The sequence below is a fragment of the Neoehrlichia mikurensis genome (assembly GCF_019186785.1).
Lineage (GTDB): Bacteria > Pseudomonadota > Alphaproteobacteria > Rickettsiales > Anaplasmataceae > Neoehrlichia > Neoehrlichia mikurensis.
Window position 1 is genome coordinate 127,151 of sequence record NZ_CP066557.1, and the last position, 17,193, is coordinate 144,343.

At 26.4% G+C, this 17,193-nt stretch carries 10 protein-coding genes and 1 pseudogene; 8 read left to right on the top strand and 3 right to left on the bottom strand.

Annotation, left to right across the window (positions count from 1 at the left end; translation table 11 throughout):
* The first annotated feature begins 308 nt into the window (after positions 1 to 308).
* Positions 309 to 1,988: a hypothetical protein gene (locus HL033_RS00525; protein WP_218194168.1), complete on the top strand. Its 1,680-nt coding sequence runs from the start codon at positions 309 to 311 to the stop codon at positions 1,986 to 1,988.
* Positions 1,989 to 2,371: 383 nt separating this feature from the next.
* Here the strand turns inward: HL033_RS00525 and cysS are convergent, their stop codons facing one another.
* The 3 genes from cysS to HL033_RS00540 form a co-directional block, all read right to left on the bottom strand.
* Positions 2,372 to 3,754: a cysteine--tRNA ligase gene (cysS, locus tag HL033_RS00530; protein WP_218194465.1), complete on the bottom strand. Its 1,383-nt coding sequence runs from the start codon at positions 3,752 to 3,754 to the stop codon at positions 2,372 to 2,374.
* Positions 3,754 to 4,386 carry an exopolysaccharide biosynthesis protein gene (locus tag HL033_RS00535; protein ID WP_218194169.1) on the bottom strand — a complete coding sequence of 211 codons (633 nt, stop codon included), beginning with the start codon at positions 4,384 to 4,386 and terminating at the stop codon, positions 3,754 to 3,756. Before HL033_RS00535 ends, cysS begins: the two co-directional genes overlap by 1 nt.
* A gap of 591 nt (positions 4,387 to 4,977) precedes the next feature.
* Entirely contained in the window at positions 4,978 to 6,330 is a 1,353-nt protein-coding gene (locus HL033_RS00540) for a phosphomannomutase/phosphoglucomutase (RefSeq protein ID WP_218194170.1), read from the bottom strand.
* 526 nt (positions 6,331 to 6,856) lie between these two features.
* On the opposite strand from HL033_RS00540, the gene HL033_RS00545 reads away from it, so the two are divergent.
* From HL033_RS00545 to HL033_RS00575, 7 genes and pseudogenes are all read left to right on the top strand, one after another.
* On the top strand, positions 6,857 to 11,644 hold the full coding sequence (locus HL033_RS00545) for an NAD-glutamate dehydrogenase (protein WP_218194171.1): 4,788 nt from the start codon (positions 6,857 to 6,859) through the stop codon (positions 11,642 to 11,644).
* Complete coding sequence (gene tatB, locus HL033_RS00550) at positions 11,637 to 11,948, top strand: Sec-independent protein translocase subunit TatB (protein WP_218194172.1); 312 nt, start codon at positions 11,637 to 11,639, stop codon at positions 11,946 to 11,948. Before HL033_RS00545 ends, tatB begins: the two co-directional genes overlap by 8 nt.
* Positions 11,923 to 12,411, top strand: a pseudogene (locus tag HL033_RS00555) (response regulator); the annotation flags it as partial. The gene tatB and the pseudogene HL033_RS00555, both read left to right, overlap by 26 nt.
* A 601-nt stretch (positions 12,412 to 13,012) precedes the next feature.
* A complete protein-coding gene (locus tag HL033_RS00560; RefSeq protein WP_218194174.1) occupies positions 13,013 to 13,696 on the top strand; it encodes a phosphatidylserine decarboxylase in 684 nt (227 codons plus the stop codon).
* 13 nt (positions 13,697 to 13,709) lie between these two features.
* Positions 13,710 to 14,471, top strand: coding sequence for a CDP-alcohol phosphatidyltransferase family protein (locus tag HL033_RS00565; protein WP_218194175.1), 762 nt, complete (start codon positions 13,710 to 13,712; stop codon positions 14,469 to 14,471).
* A gap of 530 nt (positions 14,472 to 15,001) precedes the next feature.
* Positions 15,002 to 16,720, top strand: coding sequence for a membrane protein insertase YidC (gene yidC / locus HL033_RS00570; protein WP_218194176.1), 1,719 nt, complete (start codon positions 15,002 to 15,004; stop codon positions 16,718 to 16,720).
* 11 nt (positions 16,721 to 16,731) lie between these two features.
* A complete protein-coding gene (locus HL033_RS00575) occupies positions 16,732 to 17,190 on the top strand; it encodes a 6,7-dimethyl-8-ribityllumazine synthase (protein ID WP_218194177.1) in 459 nt (152 codons plus the stop codon).
* The last annotated feature ends 3 nt before the right edge of the window (positions 17,191 to 17,193 follow it).

Below are 17,193 nucleotides of genomic sequence, written 5' to 3' on the forward strand. Positions count from 1 at the left end.
AGCTATATAGTAAAAAAATTTACTGCATTATAATAAATTAAATTTAAAATTATTTTTTAAAATATTTAAAATGATTCTTTTATTTTATGAACGATAAATACGACAAGTTGCAATGTTTGTGTTACCGATATCTTACTATAAGGATGTGATAGTCATAAGTAATGCATATTATCTAATCATGTCAATAAGCTATATAGTAAAAAATTTATTATATGCAATAAATAATTAAATATAGTAAAAAAATTTATTGCATACAATAAATAATTAAATTATTTATAAAATATTAAAAAAATTTATTATTTTATTTTATGAACGAGAATGATCAATATAATGATGAGATGGTTATCAATAATGTAAAATTTGATAAATATATAGTAAAATCATTAATCAATGAATTAATAGATAGCTTAATGCTAAACAGTTTACTAGATCCATTAAATATAATACAAGCATCAGTAATGACATTACTTCATGATAATGAAAACTTTGCAAGTTTTCAAAGTAAAGCAGTAGCATTACTTACAGAGTACTGTTATTGGTGGGTAAGTATTACATCACATACTAATATGGTAATACCTGCACTTTTTGATAAAAGAACATATTCATCCATATGGGGAAGCATAAAAAAATTACACACAATATATCACAGTGGGATATTTACTTATTTAGTAGACAAAAATCATAATGTAGTAATTCAACATTGCTCATCTTACAAAGGCATCAGAGAAGTTACTTCTAAAGTCAATCCATATTTAAACTTATATTCTCAGTATACTATATTACATATACTAAAAACACAATACAATAATGAACTTAATATGTCTTTAAATTTACCTTTTTTACAACGCGCATGCCCACCTATGATATATAAAAGAAATGAATACATATATCAAACCATAAGAAAAAATATTATAACAACTCTTTATAATAGCTTTATACATTACGGAAAACATTGCGTAATACGTATGAGATTATGTTATTTAAATAACTTCCTAGATAATTTTTGTGATCCCATTATACATCCTATACAAAAAGCAAAGGATGTACGCCTCTATGCTGACATGATATTTCTTACTACACCACTTCCTTCTAACAATAAACACATTATTCTAGATGTAGGATGTGACATAGCATTTATTGGAAACATATCAAAGGAAGTTACTATCTTTTTATACACCAGTAATATAATTGTTAGAGGAAAAGTAAAAGGATTAATATTTAATTTATATGGTAACATTAGTATCCACACTCCTCAAATTCATGTACCTGGAATATTTTCTGCTTTTGGTACTGTTTCAGTTAATAACACCATTATTTCTAAACCAAATACAATTACACAATTCTCTCAAAAATCAATAAATGACATAATACACGTTTCAGATTTACACAAAAGAATTAAAGACATCAAAAATACTAGTAATGACAATATTCCTAATGATAGAGATGATCCATCTATTAACGCTCTAAAAATATATAAGCAATATTTTTGCAATTTACCACCACATCCAGTAAGTAACCCTACTACAAGTTTAACATCTGTTATAAATAAAATCTTTTCTGAAACACACTCACCTTCTACACCATCAACTGCTGAATCATTACCTTCTACATCACAAGCATTCACTTCTACACCATCAACTGCTGAATCATTACCTTCTACATCACAGGCATTTACTTCTACACCATCAACTGCTGAACCATTACCTTCTACATCACAAGCATTCACTTCTACACCATCAACTGCTGAATCATTACCTTCTACATCACAGGCATTTACTTCTACACCATCAACTGCTAAATTATCACCTTCTACATCACAGGCATTTACTTCTACACCATCAACTGCTAAATTATCACCTTCTACATCACAGGCATTTACTTCTCACTTTAAATTATCACCCTCCATATCACAGATTTTTCCTTCTAGTCAAATCTTAGTTAATAACTTAAAATCTTGCCTTGATTTACCACATAGTAAAAACACATAAACCCTATATTTTAATGCAGTAAAATAATATTTAAGCTATTAATAATACTAGATTAAAGCACATTTCATCACATGATTCATTTAACCCTACTGTATTTTTTTTTGATCAAATCAATTTAATTTCATCATAATTTTTTACAATTATCAGATTTATTAATAATTAAGTTTCACATTATTATCATATAAAATTTTATGTTAAGTTTAAATTTGATAAACTATTTTACCTTATCACATATTACTATCTTATAACGAATATTCCAAAAAAAAACACTACAATATATAAATTATCACACTTAGTATTTCAAATGTAAAACTTCATTATACTTTGTCAAATTTAAAAGAAATTATAAAAATATATCTATTCCACAATAATTAAATTAATAATTACCTTTTATACCACTTTGTGGAACCATCCTTATCATCAGATAACACTATACCTTTTATTGATAAAATTTTCCTAATACTATCAGCTGTCTCAAAATCTTTTTGTTTCTTTGCTATACTTCTTCGTTGAATTAGTTTTTCTACATCACTATCAGAAGAAATACTAAACCATTTTTCCCAAGAAGATTGAGCAATACCTAAAAAATTAGCACTTTTTTTTAAAACTTTTACTAAAAAACATTTATCATGCAAATTTTGTGTTTTATGAATTCGAGTTGTAATATCATATAATACTGAAAGAGCCTTAGGAGTATTCATGTCATCTTTTAAGTATTTTATAATTTCACTATGTACTTCAATATCATCCCCTAATTGCTCATACTTATCACTCGGCACACAAGATATAGTACTATAAATTCTATTTAATGCTTTACCAGCATTTAAAATAGCTACCTCATTCCAGTCAAGTGGTTTTCTGTAATGCGTACTCAAAAACACATACCTTATCACTTCACCTTTTATACAATTATCAAGTAAGCTTCTCACAGTAACAATATTACCTAATGACTTACTCATTTTTTCACCATTTACTGTTAAAAACCCATTATGAATCCAATGTACAGCATATTTACTATTAGGAAAAATACAACAACTTTGTGCTATTTCATTTTCATGATGTGGAAATTGTAAATCAGCTCCACCACCATGAATATCAAAATCTTCACCCAAGCAGTCATAGCTCATGGCCGAACATTCAATATGCCAACCAGGTCTACCTAATCCCCATGGACTTGGCCAATAACTCATTAAACTAATATCTAATTCTGTCGCAGGCTTCCATAAAACAAAATCACCTGGATGTATCTTATCAGTATCAATATTAACTCTATTACCATAAATCATATCATTAATATTACGCTTAGATAATTGTCCATATGACTTATAAGACTGTATATTAAAATATACGGTACCATCTTTTACATATGCATGTTTACTAGTAACCAATCTCTCAATCAACTGAATCATAACTTGCACCTTTTCTGTTGCTTTTGGTTCAATTGTTGGTGATAAACAATTAAGATGACTTATATCATCATGAAATGATCGTGTATAATAACTAGTAATATCTTTTATTGTTTTATTGCTATTTTTTGCAGTATTAATAATTTTATCATCAATATCAGTAATATTTCTAACATAAGTAACTTTATTATATAAAGTACTCAGTAATCTAAATAATACATCATATACTACTATAGATCTAGCGTTACCTATATGAGCATAATCATATACCGTAGGTCCACAAACGTAAAGCTTAACATGATTTTTATCCAAAGGGAAAAATTGTACTTTTGCTGCCCTTAAAGTATCATATATTTTTATCATGCAAATCTAGATAGAAAAGAAAACATACCTAATACAATTTTAGGACCAGCTATAAGAATTAGAAAAGTAATAAATAATCCAAAAAACGCTAATAACATCCCTAAAATTACTAAAATACCATCTTTATTTAACATACCAAGAGACATAAGAGATATACCCCCAGCAGGAATAAAATTAGTTAATGGGAGAGGTATAGCAATTGAAATAGCACATAAAAAAGAAATAAATGCAATAACTTTATCTCCAATATTATTAAAAATAAATAAGATTCTAGGTCTGGTAAATTTTTCCATTTTTTTTAAAATAGGAGCAGTTTTTTCAATGATCATAGCTAAAGTTGTACGTTTAAAAGACTTTCTTTCTAACCATCTTGGTAACCAAGGAGATTTTAATCCCATAAGCAACTGTAGTGAAAACAAAAGTAACGGCATAGATAAAATCGTTGTATATCCAGGAATAGTTGGCAAAGGTATTGATAGTGGTAAAGCAAACAATAGCATTAATACACCAAACCCACGTCCATGTAATGCTTCTTTAAGCTCAAATAACGTAATTTTATCTGCATTAATAGAGCTATTAACGCTTACCTCCTTTAATAAATCTGATATAGCTTTTTTATCTCCGCTCATTATATCTGCACTTATTTTTCTATAACATAAAAATGTATAAAATGCATAACATAATAGAGAGATTATGTATAGTAATTTTTAATATTAAAACAAATCTCTTATATGTTATATATCATTATTTTGAATGTTTTATCTTAAAAAACATCCTATTTGCAATTCAGACTATTGATAAGTAAATTCACAAAAATCAAAATTCATATACCACTTCACATAGTATCATGAGTTAATTTTCGAATGATCTCTATTAAATAATCTGCTAATACAAAGCATAAGCTAATAAATTTCTGTAATATTCTTTTGCATCTAATTTCCATTAGAATCATATTTACCAAGATAATGCCACAATATTCTTTTAACAATAAATGATAAGACTACCTGATGCATTTAATGATGTTATTTTTATTTCATTTAAATGAATAAATAAACAAATAACTACTCTGAAATAAATAATGTAAGCAATAAACTATAATAACTTATAAAAAATAAGGTTATAAAATTTTGCTAAATTTCGTTTTATATGAATCCTTTTTACCATTATGTAAAAAAATTCACAGCAATACCTTATTGACAATAATTAAGTACATAGTTTTTTTATAAAGCACATTGTATATAATAATATAATAAATTTTTAACATATTTTAAATTAGTTAAATTAGTACCCTCACAACGTATGGTAATCATATTTTCTGTATTTGAATTCCTTACAATCCACCAACCTTTATCGCCTATTTGTACCTTTATTCCATCAATATCAATATATTTTATATTTTTATTATCAAGTATTTGTTTTAAATTAGTCACTATATTAGCCCAGGAATTGCTCTGTATTTTAATTCTCATTTCTGGAATTATATATAATTTAGGTAAATTACCTACTAATTGCGTTAAAGTCATCTTTGTTTTAAGTAAAATATTAATCATTCTCATCGCAGCATACATTCCATCATCATATCCTAGTTCTTCAAAAAACATATGTCCACTGATCTCACCAGCAAACTTTGCATGTTCATCACGCATTTTCCTTTGCATAATAGAATATCCCGATGCACAAGCTATTGCTTTACCTCCCAATTTATCAACAATATCCTTTATAATTTCGCTACTTTTTATATCATAAATTATTGTACTTCCCGGACATTGCGTTAGAATATCTTCAATAAAGATCATCATAACATGATCATTAGTAACAATATTACCACAATTATCTATAAAACAGACTCTATCACCATCTCCATCAAATACTATTCCTATATCACAGTTATTTTTTTTAACTGTATTAACTATTTGACATAAATTCTTATGTACTGAAATATCAGGTAAATGTCCTGGAAAATAACCATCTATTACTTCATTAATCACTATATGATCATGCATATATAAAATTTTTATTACCTCGTAAACAACACTAGACATTACCCCATTACTACAATCCCAAGCTATTTTTAATTTGTTCATCTTTACATTACTAAAAACTTTCTCAAGACTTGCCAGATAAGAAGAATTAATATTAATATCGATAACTACACCTTTGTTATTAGCAATATCACTGCACTCATATCTATAAAGAAAAGTCAATATTTCACAACCTTTAACTGCAAGATTATTATTCCCTATAATCTTAAATCCCTGATATTCTTGAGGATTATGGGAAGCTGTTACCATTATTCCTCCATTTGCATTCATAATTTTATTTGCAAAATAAAGCATAGGAGAAGAACATAATCCTAATTTTACAACTGACGAACCTCCATGAATTATGCCGCTAGTAACATTTTTTGCAAATTCATAAGCATGTACTCTTCCATCATATCCTACACAAATAATAGATCCTTTACCTATAAACTTAGAAAATTTTATACCAATTTCATAAGCATCACTAATATGTAAATTACTTCCAACAACACCTCTAATATCATATTTATTAATGATAGATTTATTTATCATATAGAAAACTACTTTAATTAATGCATATCCTATTTATAAAACATAATGCATATTTTATTTATAAACATCACCAATATAGTAAATTACTTCCAATAACGCATATTATATTTTTCTACATTAAACTACACACAAATAATTATTATCCTACAAATCTAAAAAATTTAACTAACTTCATAAAAAGTAATAACATGCAATTTAAACAATACTCTTAATACTATAAGTCGCACTGATAAAGAAAAATAAATATCTCACAATTTTCAACTACAAGATTATTTCAATATCATCCTTGATTTTTTATAAAAACATGATACGCTGTTACTATTGCTTTTTCATGTTTGCATTCATGGCTTTATTGATATACTAAAAAGTATAATCTGATCATATGTTAATAAAAAGCTACCTTTTTATAAGAGAACACAAACTATTGGAATATCAAAAAAAATAATTACATTGTGTTTTAAGTAGTATATAGTATTTTAATATCAATAATATATAATTAATTCCTAGGCTATTGAGATTAACAACAATGCGCAGCAACAATTATAGCTTTAATAATAAAGTAATTGACTCTATGTTATTATTACTAGAGCAAGATAACAGTAATTCGCATAATCTGTTAAAAAATTTTATAAAAAAGTTTTATAACTTTTCCTATAGTAGTGATGTTGAATTAAGTATTAATTTTTTACTGTATTCAGTTAAAGATTTATTTGATTTTATAAAAGAAAGAGCAAAAAATGAAAGTAAAGTACGAATATTTAATATTAATAATAAAGATATAATTCAAGAAAACTTAACTATTATTGAAACAATTAATAACAACATACCATTTATTATTGATTCAATTATTATAATACTAAAGAAATATAATTTATCAATATATCATTATACTAACGCTGTTTTAAATATTAAAAGAGAAAATGATGTAATAGTAGATATATTAAAAACCCAATCTTGTGCAAATGATAAAACAAATGAATCAATTGCATATTTTATTGTTAATACAATTGATAAGAATACTCAAGCAATACTAAAATCGGATATTAAAAAAACTCTTACAGCAGTACACCAATGTGTTCAAGATTGGCATTTGATGTTAGATCATATAAATGTCATACTTAATAACTTGAAAACAAATAATTCTCACCAGGAAATATGTCAATTTTTAAAGTGGATACAAAACGATAATTTCGTATTTTTAGGATATGAAGAATATGTTGCAAAAAATGAAAAATTAGTCATCACTAATTCTAGTAGTCTAGGATTGCAAAAGATTAATGCTACTTCTCAGCCAATCAAAAACATACCCGATTCCAAAAGTCACTTATATATTATACAATCCGATATTATATCTCATGTTCATAGACATGAATACATGATTTGCATTGGAATAAGAACATTTAGTAATACAGGAGTATTATTAAAGGAAGAGTGTTTTTATGGTTTTTTCGCATCCGTTGTTTCTTTTCAAGATGCAATACATATACCAATAATACGAGAAAAAATACAAGCTGTTGAACTTAAGTCAGGATTTATAAAAAAAGGGCATAATAATAAGGCATTAATTGCTATATTGCAAAGATTTTCTAGAGAGGAGCTATTTCAATTTTCTGAAGAAGAATTATTTCAAATTTCAATGGGAATTTTATTTTTATCTAGCAATCCTAAAATAAAATTATTTATAAGAAGAGATATTAGTAACAATTTTATAAATTGTATTATCTTTGTCCCTAAAAACTTTGCTAGTACAGAATCAGCAACAAAAATGAGTAATATTCTAGAAAATATGCTGCTAGGAAAAGTTGTTACTCAATACTACAGTATGTGTAATGAATCTGATTTAGTTAGATTACAATTTATGCTAAAAATCAGCGATAATCTTCCTAATGTTTCAGAACAGGAAATAGAAGTACAGCTTATAGAATCAACAAAAAGATGGGAGGACAGGTTATATAATGTTTTATATAATAAATGCGGTTACGATTTTTCACAATATTTAAATGCATTTCCTGTAAGTTATCAGGAATACTTTGATCCTGAAAGTGCATATCACGATATCATAAAAATTAACAAAGCACTTCAGCACAACACTAGCGAAGTAGATTTATACTTAGCAGAAAATAATAATCACTATCAACTAAAAGTATATATTCCAGAACAAGAAAATCTAAAACTTTCAAAAGTATTAAATATTGTTAGAAAAATGGGCGTCAATATATTATTACATTATAGTTATAATATTGCTATTCAAGGTAATTCTATATGTTTACACCATTTTATATTATCCAACACTAAAGAATCACTTAATTACAATAGTATTAAAAAGCAATTTGAAATTACACTGAAAAAGATTTTTTCTAAAGAGATAGAAAATGACCTCTTTAACAACTTAGTAATTTCAGCAAATTTAAATTGGAAAGAAGTACTACTTATAAGGTTATTAAGTAAATATTTAAAACAAATTTCATTTAGTTATAGTCAATCATATATACGCAAAATTCTTATAAAATATCCAGATATAATATATCTATTTATTAGATTATTTGAAATAAGATTTGATCCAAATTTAAATACATTACGCAAAGAACATGAAGCTATAATACGGGAAAAAATCAAACAGCTTTTTACAAATGTAATTGATATTGTACATGATTACATCTTACAATGTATTTATTCTCTTATTTTAGCAGTGTTGCGTACAAATTACTATCAAGGAGATAAAAGTTATTTATCAATAAAAATAGATTCTAGTAAAGTTCCAAATATACCTTTACCATGTCCTTTTAGAGAAATTTATGTATATTCAAGCATGTTTGAAGCAATTCACTTGCGTGGGGGTAAAGTCGCTAGAGGAGGCATTAGATGGTCTGATAGAATAGAGGATTTTCGCACAGAAGTGCTAGGATTAATGAAAGCACAAATGACAAAAAATTCTGTTATTGTACCCGTAGGCTCTAAAGGAGGTTTTATACTTAAAAACCCAGCAAAGGATAAACCTTTAATTGATTATGCAATTGAATGCTATAAAAATTTTCTTCGTGGTATTTTAGATATTACTGATAATATCATCGATGATAAGTATATAACTCCAGATAATGTTATTAAATATGATGAATATGATCCATATTTAGTAGTAGCAGCAGATAAAGGAACTGCATCTTTTTCTGATTATGCTAATCAAATTTCACAAGAATACAATTTCTGGCTAAGAGATGCATTTGCATCTGGAGGATCTATCGGCTTTGATCATAAAAAAATGGGCATTACAGCTAAAGGAGCTTGGATAGCAGCTAATAGACACTTTTGGATTATCGATAAAAATATTCAAGAAGAAATATTTACGGTTATTGGAATCGGTGATATGTCTGGTGATGTTTTTGGTAATGGAATGTTATTATCAAATAAGATATGTTTATTAGGTGCATTTAATCATCTTCATATTTTCATCGACCCATCTCCTAATCCAGAAAAAAGTTTTTTAGAACGTCAACGTCTTTTCTCAATACCTGGTTCATCTTGGGAAGATTATAATAGAAGTATAATTTCAAAGGGTGGTGGTGTTTTTTGTAGAAAGTCAAAATCTATAACACTTACTCCTGAAATGAAAGAACGTTTCCATATTAATAAAGATCAGAAAGAGATTTCACCTGATAATTTAATTACTTACTTGCTAAAAGCTCCTGTAGATATGATATGGAATGGAGGAATAGGTACATACATTAAATCTTCAAAAGAAAGCAATGCTGTAGTGGCAGATAAAGCCAATGATAATCTACGAATCAATGGCTGTGATGTTAAAGCTTCAATGATTATTGAAGGTGGAAATTTAGGGTGCACACAACTTGGAAGAATAGAGTATTCTAATACAGGAGGAAGAATTAATACAGATTTTATAGATAATGCAGGTGGGGTTATTTGTTCAGATTTTGAAACTAATATTAAAATATGTTTAGAATTAGCTGTAAAAGATAAATTTATCTCTTTTGATAAGCGTAATATAATACTGGACAGTATAATAAGTGATATCCCAGCAATCGTATTAAACCATCACAATAAATTAGAAACAAAAGTTTTAATGTTAGAATGTATGCAATCTCAAGAAAGAATAGATCAACATCATAAACTTTTGCAGCATTTAGAAAAAATCAAAATGCTTGATCGTAATATAGAATTCTTACCTAGTGATGAAGAAATTACAAAAATGAGCTCTGAAAAGCGAGGATTTAATGCTCCTCAAATTGCAGTTTTGATAGCTTATACTAGAATGTGCATTAAAAATGAAATCATGTCATCTGATTTACTTCAGCACTCTACAAATTTTATTAATTTATATGAATCTCAATATCTGCTATCATATTTTCCACCATATATAAGAAACAATTTTGAAAAATACATCAAACAACATACACTTAAAAAGGAAATATTAGCAACTTGCATCTCTAATGATATTGTAAATAGAATGGGATGTGTATTTGTTCATCACATTGAAAGTATGGGTATTACAGTTGATAATGTTATAAGGGTATATATAATTATTACATATATATATAATATAAGTGAAATATGGGATGAATTAGATAAAATAGACAGTAATATTTCAATAGATTCTTATGTTACAATTGTTCGAGAAGTTCAAAAATTTATAGGACAGGCTACTTTTTGGTTCTTTAGAAATTTACATAAATTTGTAGATATTGAAAAAAAATTAGATGATTTATCATCGAAAATTGTACTATTAGAAAAAAACATGACAGATATTATTTGCAGTAAATTAAAAACAAAAGACAGCAATACATTGTATAACAATATACCTCAAGAAAATGGTATAAACCCTAAAGTAATAAAAAAAATTAATAACCTAAAATTCTTAATTTCTGGCTTAGATATAATTTATCTAGCAGAAAATACCAATATACCTATTGTTATAGTTGGTAAAATATACTTTCATCTCAAATCTGTATTAAATTTTAATCGTATACGTGAGCTTGCATTACAAATGGATTCAAGTTCTTCTTATTGGCAACGTATAGCAATCAGAAATCTACTAGATGACTTAAGTGATTATCAATCTATTATCACAGGAAATATTATAAAACATATAGAACCATTAATAATAAATAACAATAATCAAAGTAATACTGAAGTTATAGTTAATAATTCTATTACATCATGGTGTGTTCAGCACCAAAGCCAACTTAATAGATATTATAGCTTTCTCAATGAAATTAATACAACACAACTTGAATTAAGTAAGCTTATGCTTATAATAAAGTCCCTAAGTGTTTTTACTTTAGAGAAAGATTATAATGTTTAGCATTGGATTATCAGAAATAATAGTCATTATTGTAGTAGGATGCTTAATGCTTGATCCTAAGAAATTACCTCACGTAATTAAAGATATACAAACATTATACAAAAAAATTTTCATTATAAGACAAGAGCTAATAAATACAGCCAAAAGTATTAATATATGCGACATAGATGACAACGAAGAAGAAAATGTTATTAAAAAAAAAATAATTGGCAATGACGGAAATGTGTATGAAGCATATGAAATAAAAAATCTAATCAATAACAAAGAAGCAAAAAGCTATGACAGCAAGAATACTAATAGTTGATGATTTAATAGCAAATATCAAATTATTACAAGCAAAGTTAACACAAGAGTATTACGATGTAATTGTTGCAATGAGTGGAGCAGAAGCAATAAATGTTGCTAAAAAAAAACATCCAGATTTGATACTTCTTGATGTGATGATGCCAGATATGGATGGATATGAAACATGTAAAAAATTAAAAGCTGATCCTTCAATAACATATATTCCTATTGTCATGATTACAGCACTTGATAATACATCTGAAAATAAGGTAAATGGTATTAATGCCGGAGCTGATGACTTCCTTACAAAACCAATTAATGATTTAGCATTATTTGCTAGAATTAGATCATTAACAAGATTTAAAGTACTTGTAGATGAACTTAGATTAAGAGGGAAAACTAGTACTGAAATTAATGCATTAGACAATAATATCATGCATTATGCCAATCAGATTGCTAATGGGAAAATTTTAATCATAGATGGCATCTTGACAATAACGTAGCAATGTCCATTATTGATCCTCTTACAGGATTTTTTACGACAGAGATCTCTTTAATCTCCTTCCCTACTACATGATATATAAAATAATTTTATAATAAATTAATAAATATTTCGGATTTTAAATCAACAAATTAAGTAAAATGCCCATAAAAAATTTTTTATTATTAATAAAAATTATATACTTTTAACAAACTATATAATATCAATGCTTTACAAAATACAATTACTACAATTCATTATAGATTTACCTATATTATAAAAATAATATTTTTTTAATCTATATAATGCTATAAGTAATAAATGTATCTTTCATAGTAAATAAATTTATCAGTAAAAATAAACATATAGTAAAATTATATTACAAATCACAAGTTATTTGTAATTTCATAAAATATATCATGATCAATTTATCAAAAAAACCTAACTAATATAACATTTACTATTAAATCTTAATTAATATCATTTTTAATAAAAATTCATTATAACAATATTTCCATAATAGAATACTTATAAGTAATAATTGCAATCAACGTAATATTTTTTATAATAGAAATGTAAAAAATACATTTAGGTATACAAGAATGCACATTAATTTAATTCCTAACATTAATAAGGAAGGATATATGTTTATTATAATCTCTTTTTTCCTATCGTGTGCTGGGTTTTCTATTTCTTGTGGACTAGGTATGGTATTTTTATTTATAACATTACTGTGTATATATTTTTTTCGTGATCCTGTACGTGTTGTTCCACAAAATAATAAATATGTTGTTAGTCCTGGAGATGGGACAATTTTAAAAATAAAGCAGGTTATCTCCCCTATAGATAAATCAACTGTTACTTGTATAAGTATATTTTTAAATGCTTTAAATGTACATGTTAATAGAATTCCTGTGTCTGGAACTATTCAATCAAAAGAATATAAAGCTGGAAGATTTATCTCAGCAACATTTGACAAATCAAGCGAAGAAAACGAAAGGCAAAGACTTGTCATCAAATCTACAGTAAATGATTATATAGTAATTGTTGAACAGATTGCAGGATTAATAGCGCGTCGCATAGTATGTAATGTACAAGAAAATCAAGAAGTGCTATTAGGAGAAAGGTTTGGTATAATAAAATTTGGCAGTCGTGTCAATCTATATTTACCCTCTGATATCATGACACTTGTCACCGAAGGTCAGACAGTTACAGGAGGAGAAACTATAATTGCTGATCTTACAAAAGAATTATCAACTTATGATACTACTTTCAAGTACATTTAAATATTTGGTTGTTATGTATAACGACAAAAGCAATAAATCTTATCCAATTGCTAAATTATTTCCTAATCTTATAACTTTATTAGGATTATGCGCAGGATTGACATCCATAAAATTCACTTTTATTGGAAAATGGGAATTTGCTGTTACTTTTGTTATTGTTGCAGCAATTATAGATGGTATGGATGGCAGAATTGCACGATTTCTCAAATCTACTAGTGGATTTGGAGCACAATTAGACTCTTTTGCAGATTTTCTCAATTTTGGAATAGCTCCAGCTTTTTTATTATATTTTTGGCTACTGAGACAAATTAAAGTCATAGGATGGATGCTAGTCATGATGTTCATCATATGCATGTCTATTAGACTTGCAAGATTTAATGTTTCATTATACGAAGAAAATAAGATTGACTGGCATAAGTTTTTTTTTGTAGGTGTACCTGCTCCTATAGGAGCAATACTTTCATTAATACCAACAATGCTTTCCTTTAATAATAGTAATCATTGGCTTATAGAAAATATGCTTAACAAAAATGTAATTGCTATATATTTTATGGTTATTGCTTTTTGTTTAGTAAGCAACATTCCAACTTTTTCCGCAAAACATTGCTATATACCAAGGAATTTATCATACATTTTCATCCTATTTCTAGGGGTATTTATTATATTATCCATCACAAATCCCTGGATTACTTTTCCGGTTTCAGGATTAATTTACGTATTATCTATTCCATGTAGTAGTATATTTTATATGTACATATCTTATAAAAAACGTTAATATGTTACATAATTATAAGTAATAGGCTACCCCTATTCATAAAATTAAAAAGCAAATGTATCCATTATTGTATATAAATGTGTATAGAATAATTGCATAGCAACACATTGCTATTTTATAAAAACATTTAAGTTATTCAATGAAATTTACTTGGCAATTAAAAAAATAAATCATTAATAATATATCCTGAATCATTTATATAAAAATATATTAATAATCCTACTGCACTACCAGTAAGTAAGTCATTTACATATATTTTAACAAATCTTCATTAAAAAAATTTATTATACAACATAAAATTCACACTTGTATCAGCTTCATTGCATTAATCATAATTAAAAAATGATATTAAATTATTATAAATAAACTCTAATGTGGTATAGTATTATAAATGTTTTCAAGATTAAAGAAAATGGTACTAATTTTTTATAAAATATGAAAAATTATTTAATAATACATTATTGCTCTCAAAAATTTTATATGTTAAAATAGCTTTTATCTAAGCTTTATCAAAAAAATTAATTAGTATTATGTCTGATATTCGTAATCTTATATTAGCAGTTGTTATATCTATTATACTTGTAATGGGATGGCGCTTAATATATGAAAAGTTTTTTACAGAGCACAACATACATAAAAGTACTAATGCAGATTCCATGATTCCAGAAGTTGATAATGAGCTTTTTGAGTATAAAACAAAAAGTGAAATCATAAGTCAAAGTTCACGCATTAAAATATCTAATGAAGAAATAAATGGTTCCATTTCAGTCAAGGGTGGAATAATAGACGATATCACATTAAAAAATTATCATACAAATACAGACAAAAAATCCAATGGAATAACTTTATTATCTCCTCAAGGAACAGAAAAGGCATATTTGGTTGAATTCGGATGGATAGATCCAAGTAACACAATAAAATTACCCGATAAAAACACTACATGGAAATATAATAATAATGAACTCACAAGCAATAATTTTATTAATTTATACTGGGATAATACACAAGGTATTGTGTTTAAATTAAAAATTCATTTAGATAATTATTATATGTTCAAAGTAGAACAAATTATTGAAAATAATACAGACTCAGCAGTGAATTTGATTCCTTATGGACGTATAAATAGGTTGCGTAATTCTAATGATCAATCACATTGGATATCGCATGAAGGTGCTGTAGGTGGTTTTGGAAATGTGTTAAAAGAATGGACTTACAAAGATATGATAAATAAAGAAAGTATTAAGTATGTTCCTGAACCTTCACATAAAGAAAATTCTTGGATTGGATTATCTGATAAGTATTGGTTTGTAGCTTTAATTCCAACTAACATTGGCAATAGTAAAGTCACTTTTCATGCAAAACATGCAGTTTATAATCAAGGACATTATTTTCAAACAGATTTTAGTAGATCGTACCAAAAAACATTGCCTCATTCCTCTTCTCATATATCAAGTTACTTATTCGTTGGTTCAAAGAAACTAAATATACTTGATAAATACAAAGATACACTCAACATACCTTTATTTGATAAAGCCGTAGATTTTGGCATTCTATACTTTATAACCAAGCCTGTATTTTTATTGCTTGAATACTTTCATAAAATAATAGGGAATTTTGGATTATCAATACTTATGTTAACTATTTTAATAAAGCTAGCAATGTTACCGTTATCGAATAAATCTTATATTTCCATGTTTAAGCTCAAGCAAATTCAACCACAAATTTTAAAAATTAAGGAATTATATAAAAATGACACCTTAAAAACAAATAAAGAAATTGCTTTATTATTTAAAAAACATAACGTGAGCCCTATTTCAGGATTTTTACCAATATTAATACAAATTCCTGTATTTTTTGCATTATATAAAGTTTTATTTATAACAATAGAAATGAGACATGCACCCTTTTTTTTATGGATAAAAGATTTATCAAGTGCTGATACAGCAAATATATTAACTTTATTTGGAATGATAAAATTTACTCCACCAATATGCATTGGTATATTGCCAGTAATTTTAGGAATCACTATGGTAATACAACAAAAAATTAGCGATCATTCCTATGATAAGGCACATTATAATATAATGAAGTATTTACCCTATATATTTATATTTATTTTTTCTTCTTTTCCAGCTGGATTAATAATTTACTGGATATGTAGTAATACTATTACTATTTTGCAACAATTAGTAATAAAGCATTTTATACTAAAAAAATCTCAATATGCTACAAAAATTACTATAGAATAATAGGATAAGATATGTCAGATAAATTAAATAATGATATAAATCTGTTAATTGTTATTGCAAATTTTTATCCTGAAATTTCAAAAAATATGTTAGATGGAGCAATTACGCAAATAAAACTGTATCATATTAACATAGTTTATGATATAATTTATGTACCTGGATCATTTGAAATCCCTGCAGCAATTACCTTTGCTATTATGAGTGATCGACAAAAATATGACGGATATGTAGCATTAGGATGTTTAATTAAGGGGTTGACAGATCATTATCACTATATATCAAATAGTGTATCTATATCACTGAGTGAAATTGCAATACAACATGCAGTTCCTCTAGGATTTGGGATAATTACTGCCAATACATTGGAATTAGCAATAGAAAGGGCTGATAAAAATAAAATAAATATTGGTGGTAAAGCAGTACAAGCAGCATTAAAAATGATAGAATTACATAGAAAATTTTTAAGTTAAAAA

Bases quoted from the DNA above. Each gene is read 5' to 3' on its own strand.
- HL033_RS00525 (WP_218194168.1), top strand. From the start codon at position 309: ATGAACGAGAATGATCAATATAATGATGAGATGGTTATCAATAATGTA.
- HL033_RS00535 (WP_218194169.1), bottom strand. From the start codon at position 4,386: ATGAGCGGAGATAAAAAAGCTATATCAGATTTATTAAAGGAGGTAAGC.
- HL033_RS00540 (WP_218194170.1), bottom strand. From the start codon at position 6,330: ATGATAAATAAATCTATCATTAATAAATATGATATTAGAGGTGTTGTT.
- HL033_RS00545 (WP_218194171.1), top strand. From the start codon at position 6,857: ATGCGCAGCAACAATTATAGCTTTAATAATAAAGTAATTGACTCTATG.
- tatB (WP_218194172.1), top strand. From the start codon at position 11,637: ATGTTTAGCATTGGATTATCAGAAATAATAGTCATTATTGTAGTAGGA.
- HL033_RS00560 (WP_218194174.1), top strand. From the start codon at position 13,013: ATGCACATTAATTTAATTCCTAACATTAATAAGGAAGGATATATGTTT.
- HL033_RS00565 (WP_218194175.1), top strand. From the start codon at position 13,710: ATGTATAACGACAAAAGCAATAAATCTTATCCAATTGCTAAATTATTT.
- yidC (WP_218194176.1), top strand. From the start codon at position 15,002: ATGTCTGATATTCGTAATCTTATATTAGCAGTTGTTATATCTATTATA.
- HL033_RS00575 (WP_218194177.1), top strand. From the start codon at position 16,732: ATGTCAGATAAATTAAATAATGATATAAATCTGTTAATTGTTATTGCA.